Source organism: Chelativorans intermedius (genome assembly GCF_025398255.1).
In the GTDB taxonomy this organism is placed as follows: domain Bacteria; phylum Pseudomonadota; class Alphaproteobacteria; order Rhizobiales; family Rhizobiaceae; genus Chelativorans; species Chelativorans intermedius.
This window is the reverse complement of record NZ_JAODNW010000007.1, coordinates 149,698-175,404: the sequence shown is the minus strand read 5'-3', so window position 1 is coordinate 175,404 and position 25,707 is coordinate 149,698. Positions and strand designations below refer to the sequence as shown.

21 protein-coding genes, 1 tRNA gene and 1 riboswitch are annotated in these 25,707 nt (G+C 66.4%); of the genes, 11 read left to right on the top strand and 11 right to left on the bottom strand.

What is annotated here, in order from left to right; all coding sequences use genetic code 11:
- Position 1 precedes the first annotated feature (1 nt).
- Positions 2 to 1,777 (bottom strand): N-acetylglutaminylglutamine amidotransferase, encoded by a 1,776-nt coding sequence (locus tag NYR58_RS07635; protein WP_261519891.1) that lies wholly within the window; start codon positions 1,775 to 1,777, stop codon positions 2 to 4.
- 93 nt (positions 1,778 to 1,870) lie between these two features.
- On the opposite strand from NYR58_RS07635, the gene NYR58_RS07630 reads away from it, so the two are divergent.
- On the top strand, positions 1,871 to 2,386 hold the full coding sequence (locus NYR58_RS07630; RefSeq protein WP_261519890.1) for a MarR family winged helix-turn-helix transcriptional regulator: 516 nt from the start codon (positions 1,871 to 1,873) through the stop codon (positions 2,384 to 2,386).
- 96 nt (positions 2,387 to 2,482) lie between these two features.
- The gene (gene hemA, locus NYR58_RS07625; RefSeq protein WP_261519887.1) at positions 2,483 to 3,760 is read left to right on the top strand and encodes a 5-aminolevulinate synthase; all 1,278 of its coding nucleotides are present in this window, start codon (positions 2,483 to 2,485) and stop codon (positions 3,758 to 3,760) included.
- Position 3,761: 1 nt separating this feature from the next.
- Here hemA and NYR58_RS07620 read toward each other — a convergent pair whose 3' ends face one another.
- Together NYR58_RS07620 and mscL are read right to left on the bottom strand one after the other, a co-directional pair.
- A complete protein-coding gene (locus NYR58_RS07620; RefSeq protein ID WP_261519886.1) occupies positions 3,762 to 4,925 on the bottom strand; it encodes a pyridoxal phosphate-dependent aminotransferase in 1,164 nt (387 codons plus the stop codon).
- Between the two features lie 34 nt (positions 4,926 to 4,959).
- Positions 4,960 to 5,376, bottom strand: a complete 417-nt coding sequence (mscL, locus tag NYR58_RS07615; RefSeq protein ID WP_261519885.1) for a large conductance mechanosensitive channel protein MscL — start codon at positions 5,374 to 5,376, stop codon at positions 4,960 to 4,962.
- 179 nt (positions 5,377 to 5,555) lie between these two features.
- Here mscL and NYR58_RS07610 point away from each other — a divergent pair, with 179 nt between their 5' ends.
- Entirely contained in the window at positions 5,556 to 9,044 is a 3,489-nt protein-coding gene (locus NYR58_RS07610; protein WP_261519884.1) for a PAS domain-containing hybrid sensor histidine kinase/response regulator, read from the top strand.
- A gap of 42 nt (positions 9,045 to 9,086) precedes the next feature.
- Here NYR58_RS07610 and NYR58_RS07605 read toward each other — a convergent pair whose 3' ends face one another.
- On the bottom strand, positions 9,087 to 9,758 hold the full coding sequence (locus NYR58_RS07605) for a response regulator transcription factor (RefSeq protein WP_378074614.1): 672 nt from the start codon (positions 9,756 to 9,758) through the stop codon (positions 9,087 to 9,089).
- 180 nt (positions 9,759 to 9,938) lie between these two features.
- Between NYR58_RS07605 and NYR58_RS07600 the strand changes: the two genes are divergently transcribed.
- On the top strand, positions 9,939 to 10,316 hold the full coding sequence (locus NYR58_RS07600) for a hypothetical protein (protein WP_261519882.1): 378 nt from the start codon (positions 9,939 to 9,941) through the stop codon (positions 10,314 to 10,316).
- A 103-nt stretch (positions 10,317 to 10,419) separates the two neighbouring features.
- Here NYR58_RS07600 and NYR58_RS07595 read toward each other — a convergent pair whose 3' ends face one another.
- Complete coding sequence (locus tag NYR58_RS07595) at positions 10,420 to 10,860, bottom strand: hypothetical protein (protein ID WP_261519880.1); 441 nt, start codon at positions 10,858 to 10,860, stop codon at positions 10,420 to 10,422.
- A 134-nt stretch (positions 10,861 to 10,994) separates the two neighbouring features.
- Between NYR58_RS07595 and NYR58_RS07590 the strand changes: the two genes are divergently transcribed.
- Positions 10,995 to 11,339 (top strand): DUF952 domain-containing protein, encoded by a 345-nt coding sequence (locus NYR58_RS07590; protein ID WP_261519879.1) that lies wholly within the window; start codon positions 10,995 to 10,997, stop codon positions 11,337 to 11,339.
- A complete protein-coding gene (locus NYR58_RS07585) occupies positions 11,336 to 12,427 on the top strand; it encodes a quinone-dependent dihydroorotate dehydrogenase (protein ID WP_261519877.1) in 1,092 nt (363 codons plus the stop codon). The genes NYR58_RS07590 and NYR58_RS07585 overlap by 4 nt, the downstream gene beginning before the upstream one ends.
- A gap of 6 nt (positions 12,428 to 12,433) precedes the next feature.
- Here NYR58_RS07585 and NYR58_RS07580 read toward each other — a convergent pair whose 3' ends face one another.
- The 5 genes from NYR58_RS07580 to NYR58_RS07560 all read right to left on the bottom strand — a co-directional run bounded on the left by NYR58_RS07580 (position 12,434) and on the right by NYR58_RS07560 (position 18,699).
- Complete coding sequence (locus NYR58_RS07580; RefSeq protein WP_378074615.1) at positions 12,434 to 13,777, bottom strand: MATE family efflux transporter; 1,344 nt, start codon at positions 13,775 to 13,777, stop codon at positions 12,434 to 12,436.
- A gap of 97 nt (positions 13,778 to 13,874) precedes the next feature.
- A complete protein-coding gene (locus NYR58_RS07575) occupies positions 13,875 to 14,138 on the bottom strand; it encodes a DUF6460 domain-containing protein (RefSeq protein WP_261519876.1) in 264 nt (87 codons plus the stop codon).
- A gap of 80 nt (positions 14,139 to 14,218) precedes the next feature.
- On the bottom strand, positions 14,219 to 17,302 hold the full coding sequence (locus tag NYR58_RS07570) for an efflux RND transporter permease subunit (protein WP_261519875.1): 3,084 nt from the start codon (positions 17,300 to 17,302) through the stop codon (positions 14,219 to 14,221).
- Positions 17,299 to 18,459, bottom strand: a complete 1,161-nt coding sequence (locus NYR58_RS07565) for an efflux RND transporter periplasmic adaptor subunit (RefSeq protein WP_261519874.1) — start codon at positions 18,457 to 18,459, stop codon at positions 17,299 to 17,301. The genes NYR58_RS07570 and NYR58_RS07565 overlap by 4 nt, the downstream gene beginning before the upstream one ends.
- Positions 18,460 to 18,624: 165 nt before the next feature.
- Positions 18,625 to 18,699, bottom strand: a tRNA-Gly gene (locus tag NYR58_RS07560).
- 128 nt (positions 18,700 to 18,827) lie between these two features.
- On the opposite strand from NYR58_RS07560, the gene NYR58_RS07555 reads away from it, so the two are divergent.
- Complete coding sequence (locus NYR58_RS07555) at positions 18,828 to 19,616, top strand: ion transporter (protein ID WP_261519873.1); 789 nt, start codon at positions 18,828 to 18,830, stop codon at positions 19,614 to 19,616.
- Between the two features lie 30 nt (positions 19,617 to 19,646).
- Here the strand turns inward: NYR58_RS07555 and NYR58_RS07550 are convergent, their stop codons facing one another.
- Positions 19,647 to 20,738, bottom strand: a complete 1,092-nt coding sequence (locus NYR58_RS07550; protein ID WP_261519872.1) for a 2'-deoxycytidine 5'-triphosphate deaminase — start codon at positions 20,736 to 20,738, stop codon at positions 19,647 to 19,649.
- Positions 20,739 to 20,816: 78 nt separating this feature from the next.
- A riboswitch (SAM riboswitch) is annotated at positions 20,817 to 20,894 on the top strand.
- 37 nt (positions 20,895 to 20,931) lie between these two features.
- On the opposite strand from NYR58_RS07550, the gene NYR58_RS07545 reads away from it, so the two are divergent.
- From NYR58_RS07545 to metK, 4 genes are all read left to right on the top strand, one after another.
- The gene (locus tag NYR58_RS07545) at positions 20,932 to 22,119 is read left to right on the top strand and encodes an O-succinylhomoserine sulfhydrylase (protein WP_261519871.1); all 1,188 of its coding nucleotides are present in this window, start codon (positions 20,932 to 20,934) and stop codon (positions 22,117 to 22,119) included.
- A 77-nt stretch (positions 22,120 to 22,196) separates the two neighbouring features.
- A complete protein-coding gene (gene lnt, locus NYR58_RS07540) occupies positions 22,197 to 23,726 on the top strand; it encodes an apolipoprotein N-acyltransferase (RefSeq protein ID WP_261519870.1) in 1,530 nt (509 codons plus the stop codon).
- Between the two features lie 136 nt (positions 23,727 to 23,862).
- Positions 23,863 to 24,282, top strand: coding sequence for a helix-turn-helix domain-containing protein (locus NYR58_RS07535; protein ID WP_261519869.1), 420 nt, complete (start codon positions 23,863 to 23,865; stop codon positions 24,280 to 24,282).
- A 147-nt stretch (positions 24,283 to 24,429) separates the two neighbouring features.
- Complete coding sequence (gene metK / locus NYR58_RS07530; protein ID WP_315903327.1) at positions 24,430 to 25,707, top strand: methionine adenosyltransferase; 1,278 nt, start codon at positions 24,430 to 24,432, stop codon at positions 25,705 to 25,707.

Sequence of the window (25,707 nt, the reverse complement as noted above, 5' to 3'; positions counted from 1 at the left end):
ATCAAATCCCGTGGGTCTGCAGCCACAACTCCAGAAGCCCCACCTGCCACAGCTCCGAGCCGCGCAGGGGGGTGATGTGATCGGCCGGAGCTGCGTAGAGTCTGTCCAGATAGTCCTGCCGGAACAGCCCGCGCTCGCGCGCCGCCTGGGCGCCCAGCGCATCGCGCACCAGATCGAGATAGGGACCGTCCACATATTTGAGCTGCGGCACGGGGAAATAACCCTTCTTTCGGTCGATCACCTCGCTGGGGATGATCTGCCGCGCCGCCTCCTTCAGGACACCCTTGCCGCCATGCTTCAGCTTCTCCTCGGGCGGGATGCGCGCGGCAAGCTCGACAAGCTCGTGATCGAGGAAGGGCACCCGCGCCTCCAGCCCCCAGGCCATGGTCATGTTGTCAACGCGCTTGACCGGATCGTCCACCAGCATCACCGAGGAATCGAGCCTCAATGCGGCGTCCACGGGCGTGTCGGCACCGGGCCGCGTCAGGTGGGCGGCCACCAGGGCGCGGCTCGCATCCTCCTCGATCATCCATTCGGGCGAAAGCTCCTTGCGCAGCCGCTCGTGCGGGCGGTCGAAGAAGACCCTGGCATAGTCGCCCACCACGTCGTTCGAGCTCATCAGCGGCGGGTACCAGTGATAGCCGCCAAACACCTCGTCCGCCCCCTGGCCCGACTGGACGACCTTGATGTGCTTCGAGACCTCCTGCGAGAGCAGGTAGAAGCCGACATTGTCGTAGGAGACCATGGGCTCCGACATGGCGCGGAAGGTGCCGGGCAGAGCCTCCATCAGCTTCTCGGAGGGTACGAAGATCTTGTGATGGTCGGTGCCGAAGCGCTCGGCGATGAGGTCGGAATAGGCGAATTCGTCGCCCTTCTCGCCATTTGCCTCCTCGAAGCCGACGGAAAAGGTCATCAACCCGCTCTGCCCGGCCTCCGCCAGAAGGCCGACGATCAGGCTGGAGTCCACACCCCCCGAAAGCAGCACGCCGACGGGAACATCCGCCACCATGCGGCGCTTGACGGCGAGGCGCAGCGCGTCGAGCACCCGGTCGCGCCATTCCTCGCCGCTTAGGGCGGCAAGAGCCGGGTCGCGCTCGTAGGGTGGGTCCCAATAGACGCGGTCGTGCGTCCTGCCATCGGCCTCGATGACGCGGATGGTGGCGGGAGGCAGTTTGCGCACGCCGTTGAGGATGGTGTGCGGCGCCGGCACAACGGCGTGGAAGGTCATGTAGTGATGCAGCGCCACCCGGTCGATGGAGGTATCGACGTCGCCCGCGGCGAGAAGCGCCGGCAGCGAGGAGGCGAAGCGCACGGCCTCCGGCGTCTGCGACAGATAAAGCGGCTTGATGCCGAAGCGGTCGCGCGCCATGACGAAGCGGCCGGTGTCGCGCTCGGCAAGCACGAAGGCGAACATGCCGTGAAAGCGCTCCACGCAACGCTCTCCCCAGGCGTGCCACGCCTTCAGGATCACCTCCGTATCGCCGTTGGAGAAGAAGCGATAGCCCCTGGCTTCAAGCTCGGCACGCAGCTCCGGGTAGTTGTAGATGCAGCCGTTGAAGCAGATGGAAAGCCCCAGTTCGGGGTCCTCCATCGGCTGGCGCGCCTTCTCCGACAGGTCGATGATCTTCAGCCGCCGATGGCCGAGGGCAGCGTTGCCATGCATCACCACGCCGGCCCCGTCCGGCCCGCGCGGGGCGAGGCTGTCCATCATCTTCGACAAGGCGACGGGCGAGGGCCGGGCGCCGTCGAATCTCAATTCTCCGCAAATTCCGCACATGTGAAGCGGCTGATCCCTTTCTGACTTGTGTTTGCGCTGGACAGCGAATTAATTATAGTTGTGATAATTCGATGTCAAATAAATAGCCCCAGCATGAACCCGCAGCCCCAGAACGCACAATCCGCCCGCCGGTTCCCCCATGAGGAGCTGCGCATCGTGGAAAAGGCCGTGCGCCGCATCCTGCGCGCCCACGATCTGCAATCCAAGGCGCTGACCAAGGCCATCGGCCTCACCGCCCCCCAGCTTGCCATCCTGAGGGCAATCGCCGCGCTCGGCGAGGTGACCACCACGGCGCTTTCGGCGCACGCGGATTTGAGCCCGGCCACCGTCATCACCATCCTCGACAAGCTGGAGGAGCGCGCCATCATAGAGCGTTACCGCTCGGCCCAGGACAGGCGCATCGTTCACACGCGACTGACCGACAAGGGCATGGCGCTGGTGGCGAACGCGCCGGAGCCGCTGGGACGCGATTTCGCCGCGCGGTTTGCGCGTCTCGACCCGGCAGAGCGCCGCAGGATCATCGATGCGCTGTGGACCGTGGCCGACATGATGAGCGTGCGCGAGGCCGCGGCTTCCTTCAACCTGGAGAACGGCCCGCCGGCGCGCTGAGGGCGGTGCCGCGACGTGGCATTTTGCCCTGCTTGCGGTGATGGACGCGGGGCGGGCGGGCGACTATGATCGCGCCCGAAACCCAGGAAAGACACAATGGACTACGTACGGTTTTTTTCCGAGGCAATCGACCAGTTGCACGCGGAGCGGCGCTACCGTGTGTTTGCGGATCTGGAGCGGATCGCCGGCGCCTTCCCGCGCGCCATCTGGCGCGCGCAGGGCAAGACACGGGAAATCACCGTCTGGTGCTCCAACGACTATCTGGGCATGGGCCAGCACCCGGATGTGATCGCCGCCATGCGCGAGACGGCGGGCCGCATGGGCTCGGGGGCCGGCGGCACGCGCAACATTTCCGGCACGAATCACCCGCTGGTGGAACTCGAGGCGGAGCTGGCCGACCTGCACGGCAAGGAGGCCGCCCTCGTCTTCACCTCGGGCTTCATCTCCAACGAAGCGTCGCTTTCGACCATCGGAAAGCTGCTGCCGGATTGTCTCATCCTGTCGGACGAGCTGAACCACGCCTCGATGATCGAGGGCATCCGCCGTTCCGGCGCGGAGAAGAAGATCTTCCGCCACAACAATCTCGACCATCTGGAAAGCCTGTTGAAGGCCGCCGGGCGCGAGCGCGCCAAGCTGATCGCCTTCGAATCGGTCTATTCGATGGATGGCGACATCGCGCCCATCGCCGAGATTGCCGATCTGGCGAAGATCTACAACGCGATGACCTACATCGACGAGGTGCACGCCGTCGGCATGTATGGCGCGCGCGGCGGCGGCATCACCGAGCGCGAGGGGCTTGCCCACCGCATGGACGTGATCGAGGGCACGCTGGCCAAGGCCTTTGGCGTGATCGGCGGCTACATCACCGGCTCGGCCGCCATCGTCGATGCCGTGCGCTCCTACGCGCCGGGCTTCATCTTCACGACGGCGCTGCCGCCGGCCATCGCGGCAGCGGCCACGGCCTCCATCCGGCACCTCAAGACATCGAGCGCCGAGCGCGAGCGGCATCAGCGACAGGCGCAGCGCACCAAGGACGTGCTGACCGAGGCCGGCCTGCCGGTGATGCCCTCGCAGACGCACATCGTGCCGCTGCTGGTGGGCGACCCGGAGCTCTGCAAGGCGGCCAGCGACCGGCTTCTGGAGGTGCACGGCATCTATATCCAGCCGATCAACTATCCCACCGTGCCGCGCGGCACGGAGCGCCTGCGCATCACGCCCACGCCCTTCCACTCCGACGCGCTCATCGAGACGCTCAAAGAGGCGCTTCTGGAGACATGGCAGGCACTCGGCATTCCCTTCCAGGACACCGAGAAGGCGCCCGCCGCCCGCTCCGACCGCGTCATTCCCCTGGTGGTTTCCAAGGCCGGCGGTTAGGCTATCGCCCGATCCACGCGGCCAGCCTGTCCGCCGCCTCCTCGATCTGATCCGCCCCGCGGTTGAAGCACAGGCGGAAGAAGCGTTCGCCGCCCGGCCCGAACGCGGCACCCGGCGCCAGACCGACGCCCGTCTCATCGACGATGCGAATCGCGGAGCGCGCGGTTCCCTCCACGCCTTCGACGGCGAGGAAGAGATAGAAGGTGCCCTCCGGCACCGCCAGCCGCACACGGCCGCTCTCCCCAAGGGCGCTGCAGAGCCGGTCGCGGTTGTGGCGCGCCCGGGCCACCTGCTCCCCGATGAAGGCGTCTCCCCCGTCCAGGGCGGCCACGGCCCCGCGCTGCATGAACTCGGCCACGCCGGAGGTGGAATACTGCACCAGGTTCTCGAACATCGGGCCCAGCGCGGGATGCGCCCGGATCCAGCCGATCCGCCAGCCCGTCATCGCCCAGTTCTTCGAGAACGAGTTCACGAAGAGGATACGGTCGTCTTCCTGCGCGATGTCGAAAAGAGAAGGCGCGCGGTCTTCGGCATAGAAAAACCGGGTGTAGATCTCATCGGCAATGATCCACAGCCCCCGCCTTCTCGCAAGGTCGAGCACCGATTGCAGCGTATCGCGGTCCGCCGTCCAGCCTGTGGGGTTGGACGGCGTATTGATGAAAAGGGCGCGCGTGCGCGGCGTGATCGCCGCCTCGATGCGGCCGGGATCGAGGCTCCAGCCATTCTCCGAGAAATCCAGGCACACCGGCACCGGCCGCCCGCCGGCAACGCCAAGGGCGGCGGGAAAGTTGGGCCAGGCCGGGCTCAGATACACCACCTCGTCGCCGGCGCCGGCCACCGCATGCAGGGCGAGCTGGATGGCCTGCATGCCGCCGCCCACGACGATGAACTCCTCCGGTGCGAAGCCGCGGGCGAAGGTGCGGCTATGATAGCGCGCCAGCGCCGCGCGCAGATCGGGAATGCCGGCCTGCCAGGTGTAGAAGGTGTCGCCCGCCGCGAGGCTGGCCGCCGCTGCCTCGCGGATAAAGCCGGGGGTCGGCATGTCACCCTCCCCCACCCACAGCGGAATGAGCCCCTGGCGGCCCCGTGCATGGTCCACCACCGACACGATGCCGCTCGCCGGCGCCGCGCGCGCTTCGGCGCGCAACATCTCCATCAGGCCCATTTCTGTGGTTCCCTGTCTTCGGGCGGGTTGCCGTCTATTTCCTGGCGAGGAGGTCGCGGATCTCGGTGAGAAGCTGGACATCCTGCGGCGGGGCGGCCGGGGCGGCCGGCTGTTCGGCCTGCTTGCGCCGCAGGGTGTTCACCGCCTTGACCATCAGGAAGACGATCCAGGCGAGAATGAGGAAATTGATCACCACGGTGATGAAGTTGCCATAGGCGAGAACCGCGCCCTGCTCGCGCGCCGCCTCGAGCGTGGTGGCGGTGACGCCGGAGGCGAGGGGGAGAAAGTAGTTCGAGAAATCGAACCCCCCGAATATGGCGCCGACGAGGGGCATGAGGATGTCGTCGGTGAGCGACTTGACGATCAGCGAGAACGCACCGCCGATGATGACACCCACGGCGAGGTCCATCACATTGCCGCGGGCAATGAATTCCTTGAATTCATTCAGCATTTCCATTTCCTCCAAGCCAACGCCCAGCGCCGTTTCCGGCCGGCACGCGATGAGAATAGCAGAAGCCGTGCGAATGGTAACCGCCGCCTGCCACGCCTGCCCATGCGAAAGAAGCATTGCGCAGCGCGCACGCTCTGTGCTTGGCTCTGCCATCTTGGGAGGATGAGGGTCCGCTCGCAGTGCAAGGGTGGGTCATCGGCATCATCGCCATCGCCTATGTCACGCTGCTGTTCGTGATTGCAAGCCATGGCGACAGGCGTGCAGCGATCCGCAAGGCGGGATCGCGACCGTTCATCTACGCGCTGAGCCTGGCCATCTACTGTACCTCGTGGACCTTTTTCGGCTCGGTGGGGCTTGCCTCGGAGCGTGCCTTCGAATTCCTCGCCATCTATATCGGCCCGGCGCTCGTCTTCCTCTTCGCCGGCCGGCTCATCGCCCGCATCATCCGGCTCGCCAAGAGCGAGAAGATCACTTCCATCGCCGACTTCCTGGCGGCACGCTACGGCAAGAGCTTCGCCGTGGCCCTCATCGCCACGCTCATCGCCACCGCCGGCACCATTCCCTACATCGCCCTGCAGCTCAAGGCGATCTCGGATTCGGTGAACCTGATGGTGGAGCACTACAACGGCGCCCCGCCGAACATCGACCTGATGATCGGTGACATCTCGCTGATCGTCGCCATGCTTCTCGCCCTCTTCGCGGTGCTGTTCGGCACCCGCCATGCCGACGCCACGGAACACCAGCACGGCCTCGTGCTCGCCGTGGCGGTGGAGTCGATCGTCAAGCTTGCCGCCTTTCTGGCCGTCGGTGTCGCCGTCACCTTCGTGATGTTCGACGGGCCGGCGGACCTCGCGGCCCGCGTGGCCGCCCGGCCGCAGGTGGCCGACGCCTTTGCGTCTGCGACCTCGCTTGCCACCTGGATCGTCATGACGACGCTTTCGGCCTGCGCCATCGTCATGCTGCCGCGCCAGTTCTACGTCACCATCGTGGAGAACAAGCATCCCGACGAGCTGAAGACGGCAAGCTGGCTCTTTCCGCTCTATCTCGTGCTCATCAACCTGTTCGTCATCCCCATCGCCTTTGCCGGGCTGCATCTGGTGGGGGAGAGGACGAATGCCGATCTCTACGTCCTTGCGCTGCCGCTTCTGTCCGGCCACGACCTTCTGGCGCTTTTTGCCTTCATCGGCGGGCTCTCGGCGGCCACGGCCATGGTCATCGTGGCGAGCGTGGCGCTGTCGATCATGATCTCCAACGATCTCGTCATCCCGCTTTTCGTGCGCCGGCTTCTGCGCTCAGACAGCGGCGAAAAGGAGGACTGGTCGGCCGTCATCCTCAACATCCGCCGTGCCGCGATCCTGATCATCCTGTTCGCCGCATTTCTCTACTATCGGGAGATCACCACCAACATCCGGCTGGCGGCCATCGGCCTCATCTCCTTTGCCGCCATCGCGCAGTTCGCGCCCGCCTTCTTCGGGGGGCTCATCTGGCGCGGCGCCAACAGCCGCGGCGCCCTGCTCGGCATGGGCGCAGGCTTTGCCGTCTGGGCCTATACGCTGCTCTTTCCCTCGCTCGCCCCGGCCGGAACGGGCATCATCGTCCACGGTCCCTTCGGCATCGAGGCGTTGAAGCCCCAGGCCCTGTTCGGTACCGTGGCCGAACCGCTGAACCACGGCGTGCTGTGGAGCCTCTCGCTCAACACCCTGTTCTTCATTCTCGGCTCCCTGTCGCGCGCCGCCAGCCCCCTGGAGCGCATACAGGCCGCCATCTTCGTGCCGCGCGACACCGCGCCCATGCCCAACCTGCGCCGCTTCCGCACGGCAGTCACCGTCAACGACCTGAAGGACACCATCTCGCGCTATCTCGGGGTAGAGCGCACCGAGCGCTCCTTCCTCACCTTCGAGGCGCAGCAGGGCGTGCCGCTCAACGGCAACGAACAGGCGGGCATGGCCGTCATCCGCTTTTCCGAACAGCTTCTGGCAAGCGCCGTCGGCTCGTCCTCCGCAAGGCTCATTCTCTCCCTCCTCTTCCAGCGCAACGACGGCTCGCCGCGCGAGGCCATGAAGCTGCTCGACGATGCCTCCATCGCGCTGCAGCACAACCGAGACCTGCTGCAGACCGCGCTCGACCAGATGGAGGAGGCCATCACCGTTTTCGATCAGGATTTCCGCCTCACCTGCTGGAACCGTCAGTTCCGTACCCTCTTCGACCTGCCCGACACGATGGGCCAGGTCGGCGTCTCCCTCGGCCAGATCGTCAACCACCTGATCGCCTGCGGCAACCTCGACCCGGATGCCGAAAAGACGGTGCCCGACCGGCTCATCTCCTTCGGTTCGCCCTGGGAGCTGCGTCTGAAGAAGAGCGGGCGCATCGTGGAAATCCGTTCCAACCTGATGCCGGGCGGCGGCATCGTCGCCACCTATACCGACATCACGGCGCGCGTCGAGGCGGACGAGGCGCTCAAGCGCGCCAACGAGACGCTGGAGCAGCGCGTGGCCAGCCGCACGGCCGAGCTCGTGCGCCTCAACCAGGAGCTGGCGCAGGCGCAGATGCTGGCCGAGGAAGCCAACCTTTCCAAGACCCGCTTCCTGGCCGGGGCCGGCCACGACATCCTGCAGCCGCTGAATGCCGCCCGGCTCTACTGCGCACCGCTCAAGGACAGGACGACGGGCGAGCTGCGCGCGCTGGTCAGCAATATCGAATCCTCGCTGGATTCGGTGGAGACGATCCTGGGCGCGGTGCTCGACATCTCGCGCCTCGACACGGGCGCGCTGAAGCCTTCGCCGAGCGTCTTCCGCCTCAACGGGTTGCTGGGCCAGATCGCCACCGATTTCCAGCCGCTTGCCGCCGAGAAGGGACTGGGGCTTACCATCGTGCCCTCCTCGCTGTCCGTGAGGACGGACCGCAACCTGTTCCGCCGGCTGGTCCAGAATCTGGTCTCCAACGCGGTCAAGTACACACGCCGGGGACGGGTGCTGGTGGGCGTGCGGCGGCGCGGCGCGCTTTTGGAGCTGCAGGTGCTCGACACGGGCATCGGCATTGCCGAGAACGCGCTCAACACGGTGTTTCGGGAGTTCACGCGGCTCGACGAAGGCATGCGCGAGGCGCGGGGGCTGGGGCTGGGGCTGTCCATCGTAGACCGCATCGCGCGGGTTCTCAGGCTCGAGATCCGCATCCGCTCCGAGCCGGGCAAGGGCACCTGCTTCTCCGTGATCCTGCCGGCCAGCGACGCGCCGGCACAGACGCCCAGCGCCGAGCGGGCGCCGGTGCGGCCACGCGCCGGGGTGGCGCTGGCGGGGCTCGATGTCCTGTGCATCGACAATGACGAGCGCATTCTGGAGGGCATGCGGCTTCTGCTGGAAGGCTGGGGCTGCCGGGTGCGCACCGCCCTCGACCTTTCGGAGCTGGAGGAACACCGCCCCCCTTCCGCGCGGCCGGACATCATCCTGGCCGACTATCACCTGGATGGGGAGAACGGGCTTTCGGCCGTGCGCCGGCTGCGCCGCGCCTGGGGGATGGAGATTCCCGCCGTGCTGGTGACCGCCGACCGCACGAGCGAGGTGCGCGCCGCGGCCGAGGCCATGGACGTGACCGTGCTGAACAAGCCGCTGAAGCCTGCCGGCCTGCGCGCCCTTCTTACCCGTTACCGGCAGATGCAGGCCGCCGAGTAGAGCCCCCGCGGGACGGCGGCCTGCGCCCCCAGGGGGCGGGCCCTACACGCCTTCCGAAAGCGGATCGGTGCCGATGCGCGAAAGCCGGATCACCGCCTGGGTGCGGCTGTCGACGCCGAGCTTCTGGAGAATGGCGGAGACATGCGCCTTGATGGTGGCCTCCGAGACGCCGAGCTCATAGGCGATCTGCTTGTTGAGCAGCCCCTCCGCCAGCATGGCGAGCACGCGCGACTGCTGTGGCGTGAGCGTCTGAAGACGGCCGATGAGATCGGAGATTTCGGGATCGCCTTCCTCGCCGAGCTCGATCTCGCCGGGCGTATAGATGCCGCCTTCGAGCACCGTGCTGACGGCCTCGCACATCTCCTCCATGCGCGCCGACTTGGAGATGAAGCCGGAGGCGCCGAGATCGAGAGCGCGGCGGATGGTCTGCGGATCGTCATAGGCCGAGACGACGACGATGGGCATGGCGGGGTTGAGCCCGCGCAGCGCCACAAGCCCCGAAAGGCCGCTGGCACCCGGCATCGCCAGGTCGAGAAGCACGAGATCGATGTCCGGGTCCTGGGCGATCAGCGCCTTGACCTCGTCGAAATCGCCCGCCTCGAGAATGGTGCAGCCATCATCCAGCCCACCCAGCGCCTGCCGCAGCGCGCCGCGGAACAGCGGATGGTCATCGGCGACCACGAAACGGTAGCCCGGCAAGCGTTCCTCCCCCATTGTCCCGCCGCGTTTCGTCTTTCTGCTTGTGTGGGCAGGAAGCCTGATTATGCGGGGATGGCCGCGCTTTTCAAGCCAGTTGCGCGATTGTTCTTGTCCGGCGGCACGCAAGGGCGCAAAATGGGCAAGCCGCATTGCCCCGGTTCGACCCGCCGGCGCGCTGACGCAATGGGGCCAGCAATGGAGAAGATTCGCAGGATCGCGCTTGTGTGCATCGGCCGGGCCGTGATGTTCGGCGCGTTTGCCATCGGGCTTATCATGATCAGCCTGTCCTTCGATCCCGCCCTCGCCTTCATGGCGGGCGCCCTGCTCACGCTGGCCATGGCGGAGATTCTCGTGGTCAAGGCGCTGATCGCGCCGCGGCAGAACCCGCGGCACACCGAGGTGTGGGGCTATCTGGACAAAAGCTCCCGCCCGGCGGGTGCGTCCGGCAGGGCCGTCTTCCTCTGCGTGCTGCGCGATGTCTACGCGCTTTTCGCCCGGCGCAGCTACACCGTCGCCTGCACCTTCTTCGCCGCCTCGCTGGTTCTGCGCTTCTTCGGGATGACCGCGGTCTAGACCGGTTCATCGTTTCAATGAAACGCTGATCCGGCCCATCTATTTGTTTTTGCTGCATTGTGCGACGCCAGATGATTCCATCCGGCTGCAGAATGCTGTAGGCTTACGTGCGTTCGGGCGTGCCCGTCTCGCCGCCTTCCGGCTGGTTGAAATCCTGCTCAAGCCCCTTCACGATGTCCATGAAACGGCGGAAGAAGCGCTCCATGAGGCCCAGCGTCTGCTCGAACTCCTCTTCGGAAGGCAGCTGCGAGGCTTGCCCGCCGGCACGCTCTTCGAGTGCCTCCACCCTCGCCTCCAGGGCGGCGAGGCGTTCGCGCAACGTCTCGATCTCGGCCTCATAAGCCGCCCGCTCGTCGGCGGCCACGCTGCACACGAGATCGCCCGACCGCTCGCGGCACAGCGAGATGGCCCCGGTGCGGGTGTCCATGCGCATGTAGCCGCTGTCCGTCTTTTCCAGATGGAAGCGCCCCGTTTCCTCGGCATGAAGGGGGGTGGGAAGCATCGCCACAAGCGCCAGGATGGCGGCGGCACGCGGAATTCGCATCGGTCTTACTCCCAGATTTCGGTTGCCTGCCCCGGCATAGGCAAGGAATGCGCCGCAAATAGGATCGTGCAAAAATCGGCATCGGCGCGCGGAGCCACTTTCGCTCCCCCGCCAATGGCATTATAGGCGCCCTGATGGCAAAGCTGATCTACAAGATCTGTCCCGCCGCGCTGTGGCACGAGGCCGAGCGGGAAGGCGTTTTCGACGGCGCGCCGGTGGACCGCGCGGACGGCTTCATCCATTTCTCCACCGGGACCCAGCTTCGCGAGACCGCCGAGAAGCACTTTTCCGGCCAGACCGACCTCGTGCTGGTGGCGGTGGACGAGACCGCCCTTGGAGAAGCGCTGCGATATGAGGTCTCGCGCGGCGGCCAGCTCTTCCCGCATCTCTATGCTCCCCTGCCGCTGGCGGCGGTGCGCTGGGTGCGGCCCCTGCCACTCGGCCCCGATGGCCGGCATCGTTTTCCACCCACAGAATGAAGCGTTTCATCGACCTTGCGAGCCGGTCGCTGCTCACCTCGCTCGACCCGGAGCGGGCGCACGCCCTGTCGATCGCCGCGCTGAAGACCGGCGTTCCGCTCTCCTGCCCGCCGCCGGCCTCGCAACGGCTGTCGCGCACCCTGGCGGGGCTGCACTTTCCCAATCCGCTGGGCATGGCCGCCGGCTTCGACAAGAATGCCGAGGTGCCGGATGCGCTGCTGCGGCTGGGCTTCGGCTTTGCCGAATGCGGCACGGTGACGCCGCGCCCGCAGGAAGGAAACCCCAGGCCGCGCGTTTTCCGGTTGATCGAGGAGCGCGCCGTGATCAACCGGCTGGGCTTCAACAACGAAGGCCACCAGAGCGCCTATTCCCGCCTGCTGGCGAGGGCGCCGCACGGCGGCATCGTGGGCGTGAATATCGGCGCCAACCGCGACAGCGCCGACCGCATCGCGGACTATGAGGAGGGGGTGCGTGTCTTCTCCACCGTGGCCTCCTACCTGGCGGTCAACATTTCCTCGCCCAATACGGCCGGCCTGCGGGCCCTGCAGGAGCGCCAGGCGCTCGGCGAGCTTCTGTCGCGCGTGATGGCCGCCCGCGACAGGCAGAACAGGGGCCTTGGGGCGCCCACCCCGGTTTTCCTGAAGATCGCGCCCGACCTTTCCGAGGCGGCGCTGGCCGACATCGCGGCGGAGGTGCTGGACAAGCGGGTGGACGGGCTCATCGTCTCCAACACCACCCTGTCGCGCCGAGGCGTGCGAGACCCCGCCGGCGGGGAACCGGGCGGCCTGTCCGGTGCGCCGCTCTTTGCCCGCTCGACCCGCGTGCTTGCCAGGATGCGCCGGCTGATCGGGCCGTGGCTGCCGATCATCGGGGTGGGCGGCGTCGATTCGGCGGAAACGGCGCTGGAGAAGATCCGGGCCGGGGCTGACCTTGTGCAGCTCTACACCGGCATGATCTACGAGGGGCCCGGCCTTGCCGCGCGCATCCTGCGGGAAATGGATGCCTATCTGGAATCCCGCGGCGTGACATCCATCGCCGAAATCCGGGACAGCCGTGTGGAGGCGTGGGCGGCCCAGCCGCTCGATTGAGTCATGTCAGGCAAATGTCTGGCGCGCCCGCTTCGGCAGGATGGCGGCGAGGCTCAGCCCGCGCGCGATCATGAAGACGTGCAGCGCCGCCCACAGGCCGTGATTGCCGAAGGCGGCGCCAAGGCCGAAGACGCACGCCACATAGACGGCAAGGGACAAGAGCATCATGTTGCGCATGTCGCGCGACCAGGTGGCGCCGATGAAGACACCATCCATCTCGAACGCTAGCACGCCGCTGAGGGCGACGAGCGCGGCCCAGGGGAGATAGGCCGACGCCGTCTCGCGCACCTGCGGCGCGGTGGTGACGAAGGCCACGAGGCCCTCCCCGAAGATCAGGAAGATGGCCGTCGCCGCCGCGGCCAGGGCAAAACCCCAAAGCGTGGTGAGCCAGACCGCCCGACGGAAGGCGACGGCCTGGCGCGCACCGACCGCCCGCCCGGCCAGCTGCTCGGCGGCGGTGGCGAAACCGTCGAGGAAGTAACCGGAAATCAGCCAGAAGTTCAAAAGCACCGCATTCGTCGCCAGCGTGACGGTGCCGAGCTGTGCGCCCTGCCGCGTGAAGAGCGCGAAGGCGGCCAGGAGGGCGAAGGAGCGCACCATGATGTCGCCGTTGAGCGCCAGCATGCGCGTCATCGCCGCCACATCGAGAACGCGTGCGGCAGCAGGCAGCGGCGCGCCGGCGAAACGCCGCGCCAGAACCGCAAAGCCGACCGCCGCACCGGCGGCCTCGCCGCACACCGTGCCCCAGGCCACGCCCTCCAGCCCCCAGCCGAGCACCAGCCCCAGGAGAACAGAAAGCGCGACGTTGGAACCGTTCAGGACGACCTGCAGCAAGAGCCCCAGGCCGCCCTCGCCGCGCCCCAGGACATAGCCCAGTATGGTGAAGTTCATGAGGGTGAGCGGCGCGGCCAGCATGCGGATGCCGATATAGAGCTCCATGGCCTCTGCCACAGGGGGCTCGGGGCTTATGAACCATGTGCCCAGCGCAATGACGGCGGCCGTCAGCACGATGAGAACCACGCCCGCCGCGGCCGCCACGGCCAGCGAGCGCATGAGGATGGCGCGCTCCTCCTCCGCATCGCCGCGGCCATGCGCCTGCGCCACCAGCCCCGTGGTGCTCGCGCGCAGGGAATTGAAGGTGTTGAAGACGACGTCGAAGACGATGGCCCCGGCCGCCAGGCCGCCCAGCAGCGCCGCCTCGCCGAGCTGGCCCACCACCGCGGTGTCGGTGATGCCGAGCAGCGGCGTGGTGAGATAGGCGAGGGTCATCGGAACCGCGATCGCAAGGACGCGCCGGTTCGTCACCTCGACGGGCGGACGTGGGCGGGCTTCGGGCAAGGCTTGATCCACGATTCGGTCCGCGCGGCTGGGCAGGGCGATGCGGCATCACTGCCTCGTGCGCCGGGTGGCGCGCAAGGCACTGTGCCCATGTTTCCGATGGGCCAGCCTACCGCCGGTAGCTCAAGAGCCGGAGGATGAGGAAGACGGGCACCACGATGACCGCCCCCAGCAGGATGTAGCGGAAGACGTTCTCGAGGGCGGAGAAACCCATGTTCCAGACACGCAGGATGGCATCGCGCAGGGCATCGAGAATGTCCCAGGGCGACCAGTGGAAGGCGCTCATGACGAAGCCGACGATGAGCGAGATCACCAGCAGCTTCACGATCACGCGCAGCGGGCTGTCGCCCAGAAATCTCGTCAATGCGGACACGGCTTCACCCCTTCGAGAACGTCAAGTGCCGGCCATGCACATACGGGCTGCGCATGGCCGGCGCAAGGGCGGGCCGGCCCTCATTCCTGCAACGCAGGCATCAGCTTGGGATCGGGCTTCTCCGCGTGCTCCGGCAGGTCCTTCGAGGCCAGATAGGTGTAGAACATGGGCACCACGAAGAGGGTGAAGACGGTTCCCACCAGAATGCCGGTGAAGATCACCAGCCCCATGGAATAGCGCGCCGCCGCACCCGCGCCGGAGGCCGTGATGAGCGGGATGACGCCGAGAGACATGGCCCCCGTCGTCATCAGAATGGGCCGCAGGCGCACGCGGGCCGAGGCGACGATGGCATCGCGCCGGCGCATGCCGTGGATCTCGCGCTGCTGGTTGGCAAATTCCACAAGCAGGATGCCGTGCTTGGTGATCAGCCCGATCAGCGTGATGAGGCCGACCTGCGTGTAGATGTTGAGCGTACCGAGCCCGAGATTGAGCGGCACGATGGCGCCGAAGATCGAAAGCGGCACCGACATCAGGATGATGAACGGATCACGGAAGCTTTCGAACTGCGCGGCAAGAACCAGATAGATCACCACCACCGCAAGCACGAAGGCGATGAGAATGGTGTTGCCCTGTTCCTGCTCCAGCCGCGACTGGCCGGAATAGTCGATAAAAAAGCCGGCAGGCAGGTTCTGCCTGGCGATACTCTCCAGCGTCTGCAGGCCGGTGCCCGTGGTCACGCCGGGCCGCGGCAGCGCCGAGATGGTTGCGGAGTTCAACTGGTTGAACTGCTCGATGGAGGCCGGAGAGGCATTGGTGGAGATGTTCACCACCGCCGACAGCGGCACCATCTCGCCGGTCGCGCTGCGCACGAACAGATCCCCCAGCCTCTCCGGGTTGTCGCGGTATTCCTGAGGCACCTGCATGATGATGTTGTAGCTGTTGGAATCGCGGTCGAAACGGGCAACGGAGCCGCCGCCCACCAGCAGGCTCAGCGTACGGGCGATCTGGCTGACCGGCAGGTTGAGCGCCGCCGCGCGGTCGCGGTCGATGGAGATCGTCACCTGCGACGCATCATAGGACATCGAGTTCTGCACCACGATGAAGCGGCCGGAGGCTTCCGCCTGCTGCTTGATGGCCTCGGCCACCTCATAGACCTGGCTCGGGGCGCCCGTCGACTGTATGACCAGCGAGATCGGCATCCCGCCGCCCGCGCCCGGCAATGTGGGCGGGGAGAAGACCAGCGCCTCGACACCCGTGGACCCGGAGATTCGCGCCTGAATGTCCTGCTGGATCTCAGCCTGGGTGCGTTGCCGCTCCGCCCAGTCCTTGAGGGCCCAGACGGCGAAGGCCTCGTTGGTGTCGCCGCCGAAGGCGACCGCGGAGAAGCTGGCTCTCAGCTCCGGCAGGTCGCGGGTGGCCTCCATCATCTCGTCGACATAGCCGGCCGTGTACTGCGATGTCGCATGGCGCGGTGCCGTGACCAGCGAGAACAGCGCCCCCTGGTCTTCCTCCGGCGCCAGCTCGCTGGAGGTCTTGAAGAACATGAAGGCCGTGACCGAAACGAGCGCGACGACGACCATCAGGGTCACCGGCCGGTATTTCAGAGACCCGGCGACCAGCCGCTCGTAGAGGTTCTCGATGCGCTCGAAGCTGCGGTCCACCAGCGCCTGGAAACGGCCGGGCTCTCCCGGCTTGAGTAGGCGCGCCGACATCATGGGGGTGATGGTGAGCGCCACAACGCCCGACAGGATGACGGAACCGGCAAGCGTCACCGCGAACTCGCGGAACAGCGCGCCGGTGAGCCCGCCGGTAAAGGCCAGCGGTGCAAAGACGGCGGCGAGCGTGATCGTCATGGCGATGATGGCCGAGGAGATCTCCCGCATGCTGTTGAAGGCCGCCTGGATGGCGGACAGCCCTTCCTCCATGTGGCGATGGATGTTTTCCACCACGACGATGGCATCGTCGACCACAAGACCGATGGCCAGCACCATGGCGAGCAGGGAGAGCAGGTTGATCGAGTAGCCGAAGGCGAAAAGCACAAAGCAAACGCCGACCAGCGACAGAGGAATGGTGATGATGGGCATCAGCACCGAGCGGAAGGAGCCCAGGAAGAGCAGGATGACGAGAATGACGATCACCACCGCCTCGCCGATGGTCTTGAACACCTCCTCGATGGAAGCGGCGATCTGCTCCGTCGCGTCATAGACCATGGTGATGGTCATGCCTTCCGGCAGGCTTTCCTGGATCAGGGGCAGTTCCTTGAGCACCGCCGCGGCCGTGTCCAGCGGATTGGCCGCAGGGGTGGGAAAGATGGCGATGAATGTGCCCGGTTCGCCGTTGAAGTTGACGATCGTGTCGGTGTTCTCGGCGGCAAGCTCGACACGGGCCACATCGCGCAGGCGCACCACACCGCCATTGCCGTCCGACTTCAGCGGCAGCGCGGCGAAGGCTTCCGGCGTCTGCAGGGTGGATTGCACGGTGATGGAAGACGCGACCCTGTCGTTCTGCGTCTTGCCGGGCGAGGAGAGGAAGTTCGAGGCGTTGATGGCATCCAGCACCTCGCTCGCCGTCATGGCGCGGGCGGCGAGCTTGATCGGGTCGATCCACACACGCATCGAATAGTCCGCCGCGCCGAGGATCTGCACCTCCGCCACACCCTGGATCGTGGAGACGCGCGGGCGGATGACGCGGTCGATGTATTCGGTGAGCTGCTCGGCGGTCATGTTCGGGTTCTGCAGCGCCAGATACATGATGGCAAACTGGCCGCCCGTTCCCTTGACGATGACCGGATCCTCCGCCTCGTCGGGCAGCTCGCCACGCACGCCCTGAACCTTCGACATCACCTCGGTGAGCGCCGTGTCGGGATCGGACCCGAGCTTCATCTGCACCGTCACCTGACTCATCGAAGGACGGCTCTGGGAGGTGACATAGTCGATGTTCTCGGTGGTGGAGACGGCACGCGCGATGGGCGCGCTGATGAAGCCCTGAATCAGGTCGGCGCTGGCGCCAGGATAGGAGGTGGTGATCGTGACGACCGTTTCCTCGACTTCCGGATACTGGCGCACCTGCAGGTTGACGAGGCTCTGGAAGCCGAGAAGCAGGATGATGGCGCCCAGCACCGTCGACAGGACCGGGCGGCGGATGAAGATGTCGGAGAAATTCATTGCATCACCGCCTGCGCCGTGCCGCCGGCGCCTTGCGTGCCTTCTTCGGCGAGGGTGACCGGCGCGCCGTTGCTCAGGCGGTTCTGGCCGGCGGTCACCACCCGGTCGCCGGCCGACAGGCCGTCGAGGATCTCAACCATGTCGCCGCTGCGGCGGCCCGTCTTCACGAAGACCTGGCGCACCACAAGTGCCGCAGCTTCCCCGGTGTCCGCATCGGCCTCGCCCACGCCTTCTCCACCCTCGTCGCTCGGGCGCACGACATAGACGTGGTCGCCGTAGAGGCTGGTGACCACAGCAGTCTGGGGAAGGGTCAGCACGTCGCCCTCCTCCGGCATCACCACATGCACCTGCGTGAACTGGCCGGGCGTCAGCCTGCCATCGGGATTGGCCACTTCCGCGCGCACATTGGCGAGGCGCGAGCTCGGGTCGATCTTGGGGTCGATGCCGCGAACGATGCCGGTGTGCGGGGTGCCGTCTGCGCCGTCCGCGCCAAGGCGCACCGGCTGGCCGATCTCCAGAAGGTAGAACGACTGTTCGGGAACGGTGAAGTCGACCCGCATCGTGGTCAGGTCCTGCAGGGTGGCGACGATGGTTCCCGGCGTGATGTACTGGCCGAGCACCACCTTCGGAATGCCGATCACGCCGGAAAAGGGCGCGCGGATCTGCTTCTGGTCGAGTGCCGCCCTGGCCTTTTCCACCGCCGCGGCGGAGACCTGCGCAGCGGCACGGGCGGAATCGACATTCACATCCGTGCCGACCTCGCGGCGCTGCAGCTCGATCGCCCGCCGCAGGCTGGTCTGGTCCAGATTGGCCCGCGCCTCGGCAGCGGCCAGCTCGGCGCGCTCGATGGCGTCGTCGAGCTGCACCAGGACGGCACCCTTCTCGACATGATCGTTGGCCTCGAAGCCGATGTGGCTGACGATGCCGGAGACCTCGACGGTCAGATCGACGCCGTTGATGGCGCTCACCGTGCCGATGGCCTCGATGGTGGGCGTCCAACTGGTGGGTTCGAGAACCACGGTGGAGACCGGAACCGGCTGCACCGGCATATTCGCGAAGAATTGCCGGATCATCCTGTCGCGGAACAGGTTGTAGCCCACCAACCCCCCGACAATCAGCACAAGGAGGACGAATGCAATGACGAATCGCTTGATCATACCCGGAGAAATCCTCGTTCCTGGACGCCGCCCGCCAAGATCAGACTTCCCCCCTGTGCGGCGATGGCGATAGCGAAGTATATGTTTCCGCCGGCTTGTTCAAGAACGCCGGTCGCCCGTGCGCTCAATTTACTTTCGGGAACTGGAAGAAGCTCTTGCAGAGGCTGGAGCGGGCGATGGGGATCGAACCCACGACATCAAGCTTGGGAAGCTTGCGTTCTACCACTGAACTACGCCCGCGCGCGGCCAATTAAATCGCTGCGCGGAGGCGGCCTGTCAAGCGGCTTTTCCGTGGCGGCAGCGCTTGACGCGGCGGCGTTTGCGCACCACTTCTGCGCCGGGGTCTCCATCAACCGACGTTGCCAACCGTGAACGCGCTCAAGCAAATCATCGAATCGCCCCGTTTCGAGGCGGCGATCATCGCTCTCATCGTCGTCAACGCCTTCACCCTGGGCCTGGAGACGTCGCAACGGGCGATGGCTGCTGCGGGCCCGCTGCTCATCGTGCTCGACCGGATCATCCTTGCCGTTTTCGTGATCGAGCTCCTGCTGCGTTTCCTCGTCTACCGGCTGCGCTTCTTCCGCGATCCCTGGCGCATCTTCGACCTGGCGGTGGTGGCCATCGCGCTCGTGCCGGCGACGGGCAACCTTTCGGTCCTGCGCGCGCTGCGCATCCTGCGGGTGCTGCGGCTGGTGAGCGTGGTTCCCTCGCTCAAGCGGGTGGTCGGCGGGCTGGTGGCCGCACTGCCGGGAATGGGCTCGATCATCCTGCTGCTCGGCCTGCTCTTCTACGTCTTCTCGGTCATGGCCACGAAGCTCTTCGGGCAGGAATTTCCCGACTGGTTCGGCACCATCGGCCACTCCGCCTATTCCCTGTTCCAGATCATGACGCTGGAAAGCTGGTCCATGGGCATCGTGCGGCCGGTCATGGAGGTCTATCCCTGGGCCTGGCTGTTCTTCATTCCCTTCATTCTGTGCACCACCTTCACGGTGCTCAACCTGTTCATCGGCATCATCGTCTCGGCCATGCAGGCCGAGCACGAGGCGGAAGCCACGGCCGAGCGCAGCGCATTGCAGCAGGAACAGGCCGCGATCCTGACGGAGCTTAAGGCACTGCGGGAGGAGGTGAGGGCCCTGCGCGGAGCCGGGCAGCCCTGAGGGCATGCCGGCGCCTGCCGGTGGGCGGGCTCAGCCGGCGCGGAAATGCTTCGACAGCTTGAGCGCCTGGCCCTGATAGTGCGACTTGAGGCCAGCGCCATAGAGCCGGTCCGGCAGGGCGCTCATGCGCTCATAGACGAGGCGGCCGACGATCTGGCCATGCTCCAGAATGAAGGGCACCTCGTGGCTGCGCACCTCCAGCACGGCGCGGCTGCCGGTGCCACCGGCCGCAGAGTGGCCGAAACCGGGGTCGAAGAAGCCCGCATAGTGAACGCGGAACTCGCCCACAAGCGGGTCGAAGGGCGTCATCTCCGCCGCATAGGCGGGAGGCACATGCACCGCCTCGCGCGAGACCAGGATGTAGAACTCGTCCGGGTCGAGCACCAGATCGGCCGCCCCGTGATTGTAGAGCGGCTCCCAGAAGTCCGGCACCGCATAGGCGGCCTTGCGGTCGACGTCGATGAGCCCCGTGTGGTGCTTGGCGCGATAGCCGATGAGCCCGCCCGGCCCGCCGCCGAGGTCGATGGAAAGGGCGATGCCGCCGCCGGAGATGTTCGGCCTTTCCGCGGCCACCAGCGTCTCGCGCGCATGCAGGGCGGCCAGGGCCTCCCCGTCGAGCTGGGCGTTGCCGCGGCGCAGGCGTATCTGCGAAAGCCTGGAGCCGGGGCGCACCACGATGGGAAAGGTGCGCGGGCTTACCTCCAGATAAAGCGGCCCGGCATAGCCGGCCGCGATCTTGTCGAATTCCTGGCCGCGGTCGCTCATCACCCGGGTGAAAATGTCGAGCCGGCCCGTCGAGCTTTTCGGATTGGCCGAAGCCGAGACATCCGCCGGCAGAGCGAGGCTTTCCATGAGCGGGATGATATAGACGCAGCCGACCTCGAGAACGGCGCCCTCGTCAAGCCGGAACTGATGCAGCTTCAGCCGCTCCAGCTTTTCGGCCACGCGGCAGCCGGGACCAGGAAGGAAGCTGGCACGCACGCGATAGGCCACCTCGCCCAGCCGCAGGTCGAGGCTTGCCGGCTGGATCTGATCGGCATCGAGCGGGCGCGCCGCCGACAGCGCGCCGGCCTCGAACAGCGCCGCGATCTCCTTATCCGGCAGGATGCCCGCAGATGCCATGGCTTCTTCCCCAAAAGGCTGACCTGCGACGTTTAGCGCCGCGTACGATTGACGCAAGCCATTCCCGCGTCTAAAGGGATTTTATCCCGTGGTGATTTGGCCGGTCGGCTTGCAGCCACGTTAAAGAAGTCGCTAAAAGGCCGCGCTCGATGCTCGACCGGCTTTCGCGGCCGGTTTTTGTTGGGCAGAGACGATGACGAAGAATCCCGACGACTGGAAACCCCAAACCGCTCTCGTGCATGGCGGATCGCTGCGCTCGCAGTTCGGCGAGACGTCGGAGGCGATCTACCTCACCCAGGGCTTCCTCTACCAAAGCGCCGAGGCCGCCGAAGCTCGCTTCAAGGGCGAGGAGCCGGGCTTCATCTATTCGCGCTATGCCAATCCCACCGTCGACATGTTCGAGAAGCGCATGTGCGCGCTGGAGGGGGCAGAGGATGCGCGCGCCACGGCCTCCGGCATGGCCGCCGTCTCGGCCGCGCTTCTGTGCTCGCTGAGGGCGGGCGACCACGTGGTGGCAGCGCGGGCGCTCTTCGGCTCCTGCCGCTGGGTGGTGGAGACCCTGATGCCGCGATGGGGCATCGAGACCACGCTGGTCGACGGGGCGCGGATTGCGGCCTGGGAGGAGGCGGTGCGCCCCAACACCCGGCTCTTCTTCCTGGAAAGTCCCACCAACCCGACGCTGGAGGTCTGCGACATCGCCGCCATCGCCAGCCTGGCCGACAGCATCGGCGCGCGGCTGGTCGTCGACAATGTCTTTGCCACGCCCATCCTGCAAAAACCCCTGGAGCTCGGCGCTCACGTCGTCGTCTATTCCGCCACCAAGCACATCGACGGCCAGGGGCGCTGCCTGGGCGGCGTCATCCTCTCCGACAAGGCGTGGATCGACGAGCACCTGCACGATTACTTCCGCCATACCGGCCCCAGCCTCTCTCCCTTCAACGCCTGGACGCTGCTGAAGGGCTTGGAGACGCTGCCGCTGCGCGTGCGCCAGCAGACGGAGAATGCCGGCCGCGTGGCCGATTTCCTGGCCGGTCATCCCAAGGTCTCCCGCGTCATCTATCCCGGCCGCGCCGATCACCCGCAGGCCGACATCGTGGCGCGCCAGATGAAGGGCGGCTCGACGCTCGTCTGCTTCGACCTTGCCGGCGGCAAGGAAGCGGCCTTCGCTTTCGAGAACGCGCTCGGAATCATCGGGATCTCCAACAATCTGGGCGACGCCAAGAGCCTCGTTACCCATCCCGCCACGACGACGCACAAGAACCTCGACGAGGCGGCGCGCGCCGAGGCGGGCATCGGCCCCGGCACGCTGCGCCTGTCGCTGGGGCTCGAGGACCCGGAAGACCTGTTGCGGGACATCGAGCAGGCGCTGGCACGGGCCTGAGCCGGCAGCACGCCATTTGGAACCGGGCGCGGCTGCTGGTAAGTCTGTCTTTCCGATTCGCCACGACGGATGTTGCGATGGAGCGTCTTGCCGGTCGAGTGATCCTGGCATGGGGGTGGCAGCGCCGGCTTCTCTCCTTTCTCGGCGGAGCCGTCGCCTCGCTGGCGCTCGCCCCGGTGGACTTCACCGCCGCCTGCTTCCTGGCCTTTCCGCTGCTTGTCTGGCTGCTCGACGGCGCCGTGGAGGGCAGCGGCCGCCTTGCGCGGCTCCTGCCGGCATTTTCGGTGGGATGGTGGTTCGGCTTCGGCTACTTTCTGGCCGGCCTGTGGTGGGTGGGGCCCGGCCTTTCCGCAACACCCGGTCTTGCGGCCTGGGCTGCGCCGCTCGCCATGCTGGGCCTGCCGGCACTTCTGGCCGTTTTCCACGGCCTGGCCACGCTTCTGGCCTGCGGGCTGTGGAGCGATGGGGCGGGCCGAATCGCTGCACTGGCCTTCGGCTTCGGCGTTGCGGAGTGGCTGCGCGCCGGCCTCATCCCCGATCTGGCATGGAATGCCATCGGCTACACCGCGATGCCGGTGCCGGTTCTCATGCAGGCGGCCGGCCTCGTGGGCGTGGCGGGCGTCGGCGCGCTTGCCGTGTTCGTTTTCGCGGCACCGGCGCTTCTGGCCACCGGCCGGCAGGCGCAGGCCGGCCTGGCCATGGCCTTTCTGCTGGCAGCGGCCATGACCGGCTACGGCGCGGTGCGGCTCGCCACATCGCCGCAGGCCGCAGAGTGGCTGGCGGTGCGCATCGTCCAGCCCGGAATACAAACGCCCGGACAGCCATTCGAGAAGGCCCTGGAACGCTATGTGAGCCTTTCGCGCAGCCCCGGAACGCAGGGAGCTTCCGCTCCCCGGCTCATCCTGTGGCCGGAGAGGGCCGTGCCCTTCGTGCTGGCCGAGCGGCCGGACCTGCTCGGCGCCCTGGCCGGCGCCGTGGAGGAGGGACAGGTGCTGCTTGCCGGGGCCCTTCGCGCCGAGGCCGGCACACGGCATCTCTACAGCGCGCTTGTCGTCGTGGACGAGGAAGGACGGATCGTCGATGCCTCGGACAAGGTGCATCCGACGCTTTTTCCCGACGGTTGGCCGGTGGGTGCCCTTCTCGAAGGTGCGGGGGCAGCGCGCCTTGCGCAGGACGGCCGGCGCCGCCTGCTGCCGGTCAGCGGGAAGACAAGGGCACTGCCGCTGATCGGCACCGAGGCTGCCATCCCCGGTCCCGGAGCGGAGATGGCGGGCGAAGCGCACCTCGTCATCAATCCGGTTTCCTTTGCCGGGTCTTCTGGAACGCCAGCCGTCTATCAGCATCTGCGTCAGGCGCAGCTTCGCGCCGTGGAAACGGGGCTGCCGCTGATCGTCGCGGCCGCCGGCGGCGCCTCGGCGGCCATCGACGCCAACGGCCGGATCATCGACGCCCTGAGGCCCCGCGCGGCTGGCGTTCTGGACGTGAAATTGCCGCTTTCAGGGGCAAAAATTGTAGATAGCCGGCATATGTGGATGCGTGAGCTGACATTTGTCGCGCTTTTTGGCATTCTTTCATTGCTATTAAGCATACGTAGCCGAGCGATTTGACATTGGTCGCCAGCGCTCCACATATGCGTACGCGAACAATTTGGCACGCTAACAATTTACGCGTTTGCAGCCGGGGGGCGGACCCGCAGGTGAGGCGCGAGCTCGTTGGGTGTCTCCAGCCGATACCGAGGGATCGATGCAAAACAACAAGAAGAAACCGAATCCGATAGATGTCCATGTGGGAAGCAGGATAAGACTGCGCCGCAACATGCTGGGCATCAGCCAGGAGAAGCTGGGAGAGAGCCTGGGCATCACCTTCCAGCAGATCCAGAAATACGAGAAGGGCACGAACCGCGTCGGCGCCAGCCGCCTGCAGGCCATTGCCTCGATCCTGAACGCGCCGGTGTCCTTCTTCTTCGAGGGCGCACCCGGCGAGGACGGCGCGCCGGCCCCGGGCATGGCGGAGGAAGGAGCGGCCTTCGTCACCGACTTCCTCAACACCTCCGAGGGCATCCAGCTCAACCGTGCCTTCGTGAAGATCTCCGACCCCAAGGTGCGGCGGCGCGTTCTCGAACTGGTCAAGGCGCTGGCCGCCGAAACCCCCGCCAGCGAATAGCCCTCCCTTAACGAGGAAACGTCCTTCGCCGCGGCGCGGAAGACGCCGGCGAAAGCCATTTTTCTTGACCGGATCGCTGGCGATTGGCTAACAAGATGCCCGCCAGATGCCGGCGCCGTGCCGGCTTTTTTCTCAGAGGGGTTACCCGTGGCGCGCAAGAACTATCTCTTCACCAGCGAATCCGTTTCCGAAGGTCATCCAGACAAGGTCTGCGACCGGATCTCCGACGAGATCGTCGATCTGGTCTATCGCGAGGCAAGAAAGGTCGGCATGGACCCCTGGAAGGTCCGTGTGGCCTGTGAAACGCTGGCGACCACCAATCGCGTGGTCATCGCCGGCGAAGTGCGTGTGCCGGACAGCCTGCTGAAACGCGACAAGGCCGGCAACATCATGAAGGACAAGAGCGGCCATCCGGTCATCAATCCGACGAAGTTCAGGTCCGCTGCGCGCCGCGCCATCCGCTCCATCGGCTACGAGCAGGACGGCTTCCACTGGAAGACGGCCAGGATCGACGTGCTGCTGCACGGCCAGTCTCCAGACATCGGCCAGGGCGTCGACAACGCCGCCGACCGGCAAGGCGAGGAAGGTGCCGGCGACCAGGGCATCATGTTCGGCTATGCCTGCCGCGAGACGCCGGATCTCATGCCCGCGCCGATCTACTATGCCCACCGCATCCTTCAGCGCCTTTCCGAGGCCCGCAAGGCGGGCGAGGGCGAGGCCGCGAAACTGGGCCCCGATGCCAAGAGCCAGGTGACCGTTCGCTATGTCGACGGAAAGCCGGTCGCCGTCACCGAGATCGTGCTGTCGACCCAGCATCTCGACCCCACCTGGGACAACAGGAAGGTGCGTGCGGTCGTCGAGCCCTATATCCGCGAAGCGCTGTCGGAAGGCGGAATCGCCATCGCCGAGGACTGCAACTGGTACATCAACCCCACCGGCAAGTTCGTGATCGGCGGACCGGACGGCGATGCTGGCCTGACGGGCCGCAAGATCATCGTCGATACCTATGGCGGCGCCGCGCCGCATGGCGGCGGTGCCTTCTCCGGCAAGGATACAACCAAGGTCGACCGTTCCGCCGCCTATGCGGCGCGCTACCTGGCCAAGAACGTGGTGGCCGCCGGTCTGGCCGAGCGCTGCACCATCCAGCTCTCCTATGCCATCGGCGTGGCGCAGCCGCTCTCGGTCTATGTGGACCTGCACGGCACCGGGCGCGTGACGGAGGAGGAGGTGGAAATCGCCATCCGGCAGGTGATGGATCTCTCGCCCTCCGGTATCCGCCGGCATCTGGATCTCAACCGTCCCGTCTATGCCAAGACCGCCGCCTACGGCCATTTCGGCCGCAAGCCGGGGCGCGACGGCTCCTTCTCGTGGGAACGCATGGATCTGGTCAAGGCGCTGAAACAGGCCCTCGCCGCCGCCGCGTGA

Coding starts and splice junctions, on each gene's coding strand:
- NYR58_RS07635 (WP_261519891.1), bottom strand. CDS start 1,777: ATGTGCGGAATTTGCGGAGAATTGAGATTCGACGGCGCCCGGCCCTCG.
- NYR58_RS07630 (WP_261519890.1), top strand. CDS start 1,871: ATGAACCCGCAGCCCCAGAACGCACAATCCGCCCGCCGGTTCCCCCAT.
- hemA (WP_261519887.1), top strand. CDS start 2,483: ATGGACTACGTACGGTTTTTTTCCGAGGCAATCGACCAGTTGCACGCG.
- NYR58_RS07620 (WP_261519886.1), bottom strand. CDS start 4,925: ATGGGCCTGATGGAGATGTTGCGCGCCGAAGCGCGCGCGGCGCCGGCG.
- mscL (WP_261519885.1), bottom strand. CDS start 5,376: ATGCTGAATGAATTCAAGGAATTCATTGCCCGCGGCAATGTGATGGAC.
- NYR58_RS07605 (WP_378074614.1), bottom strand. CDS start 9,758: ATGGGGGAGGAACGCTTGCCGGGCTACCGTTTCGTGGTCGCCGATGAC.
- NYR58_RS07600 (WP_261519882.1), top strand. CDS start 9,939: ATGGAGAAGATTCGCAGGATCGCGCTTGTGTGCATCGGCCGGGCCGTG.
- NYR58_RS07595 (WP_261519880.1), bottom strand. CDS start 10,860: ATGCGAATTCCGCGTGCCGCCGCCATCCTGGCGCTTGTGGCGATGCTT.
- NYR58_RS07590 (WP_261519879.1), top strand. CDS start 10,995: ATGGCAAAGCTGATCTACAAGATCTGTCCCGCCGCGCTGTGGCACGAG.
- NYR58_RS07585 (WP_261519877.1), top strand. CDS start 11,336: ATGAAGCGTTTCATCGACCTTGCGAGCCGGTCGCTGCTCACCTCGCTC.
- NYR58_RS07570 (WP_261519875.1), bottom strand. CDS start 17,302: ATGAATTTCTCCGACATCTTCATCCGCCGCCCGGTCCTGTCGACGGTG.
- NYR58_RS07565 (WP_261519874.1), bottom strand. CDS start 18,459: ATGATCAAGCGATTCGTCATTGCATTCGTCCTCCTTGTGCTGATTGTC.
- NYR58_RS07550 (WP_261519872.1), bottom strand. CDS start 20,738: ATGGCATCTGCGGGCATCCTGCCGGATAAGGAGATCGCGGCGCTGTTC.
- NYR58_RS07545 (WP_261519871.1), top strand. CDS start 20,932: ATGACGAAGAATCCCGACGACTGGAAACCCCAAACCGCTCTCGTGCAT.
- lnt (WP_261519870.1), top strand. CDS start 22,197: ATGGAGCGTCTTGCCGGTCGAGTGATCCTGGCATGGGGGTGGCAGCGC.
- NYR58_RS07535 (WP_261519869.1), top strand. CDS start 23,863: ATGCAAAACAACAAGAAGAAACCGAATCCGATAGATGTCCATGTGGGA.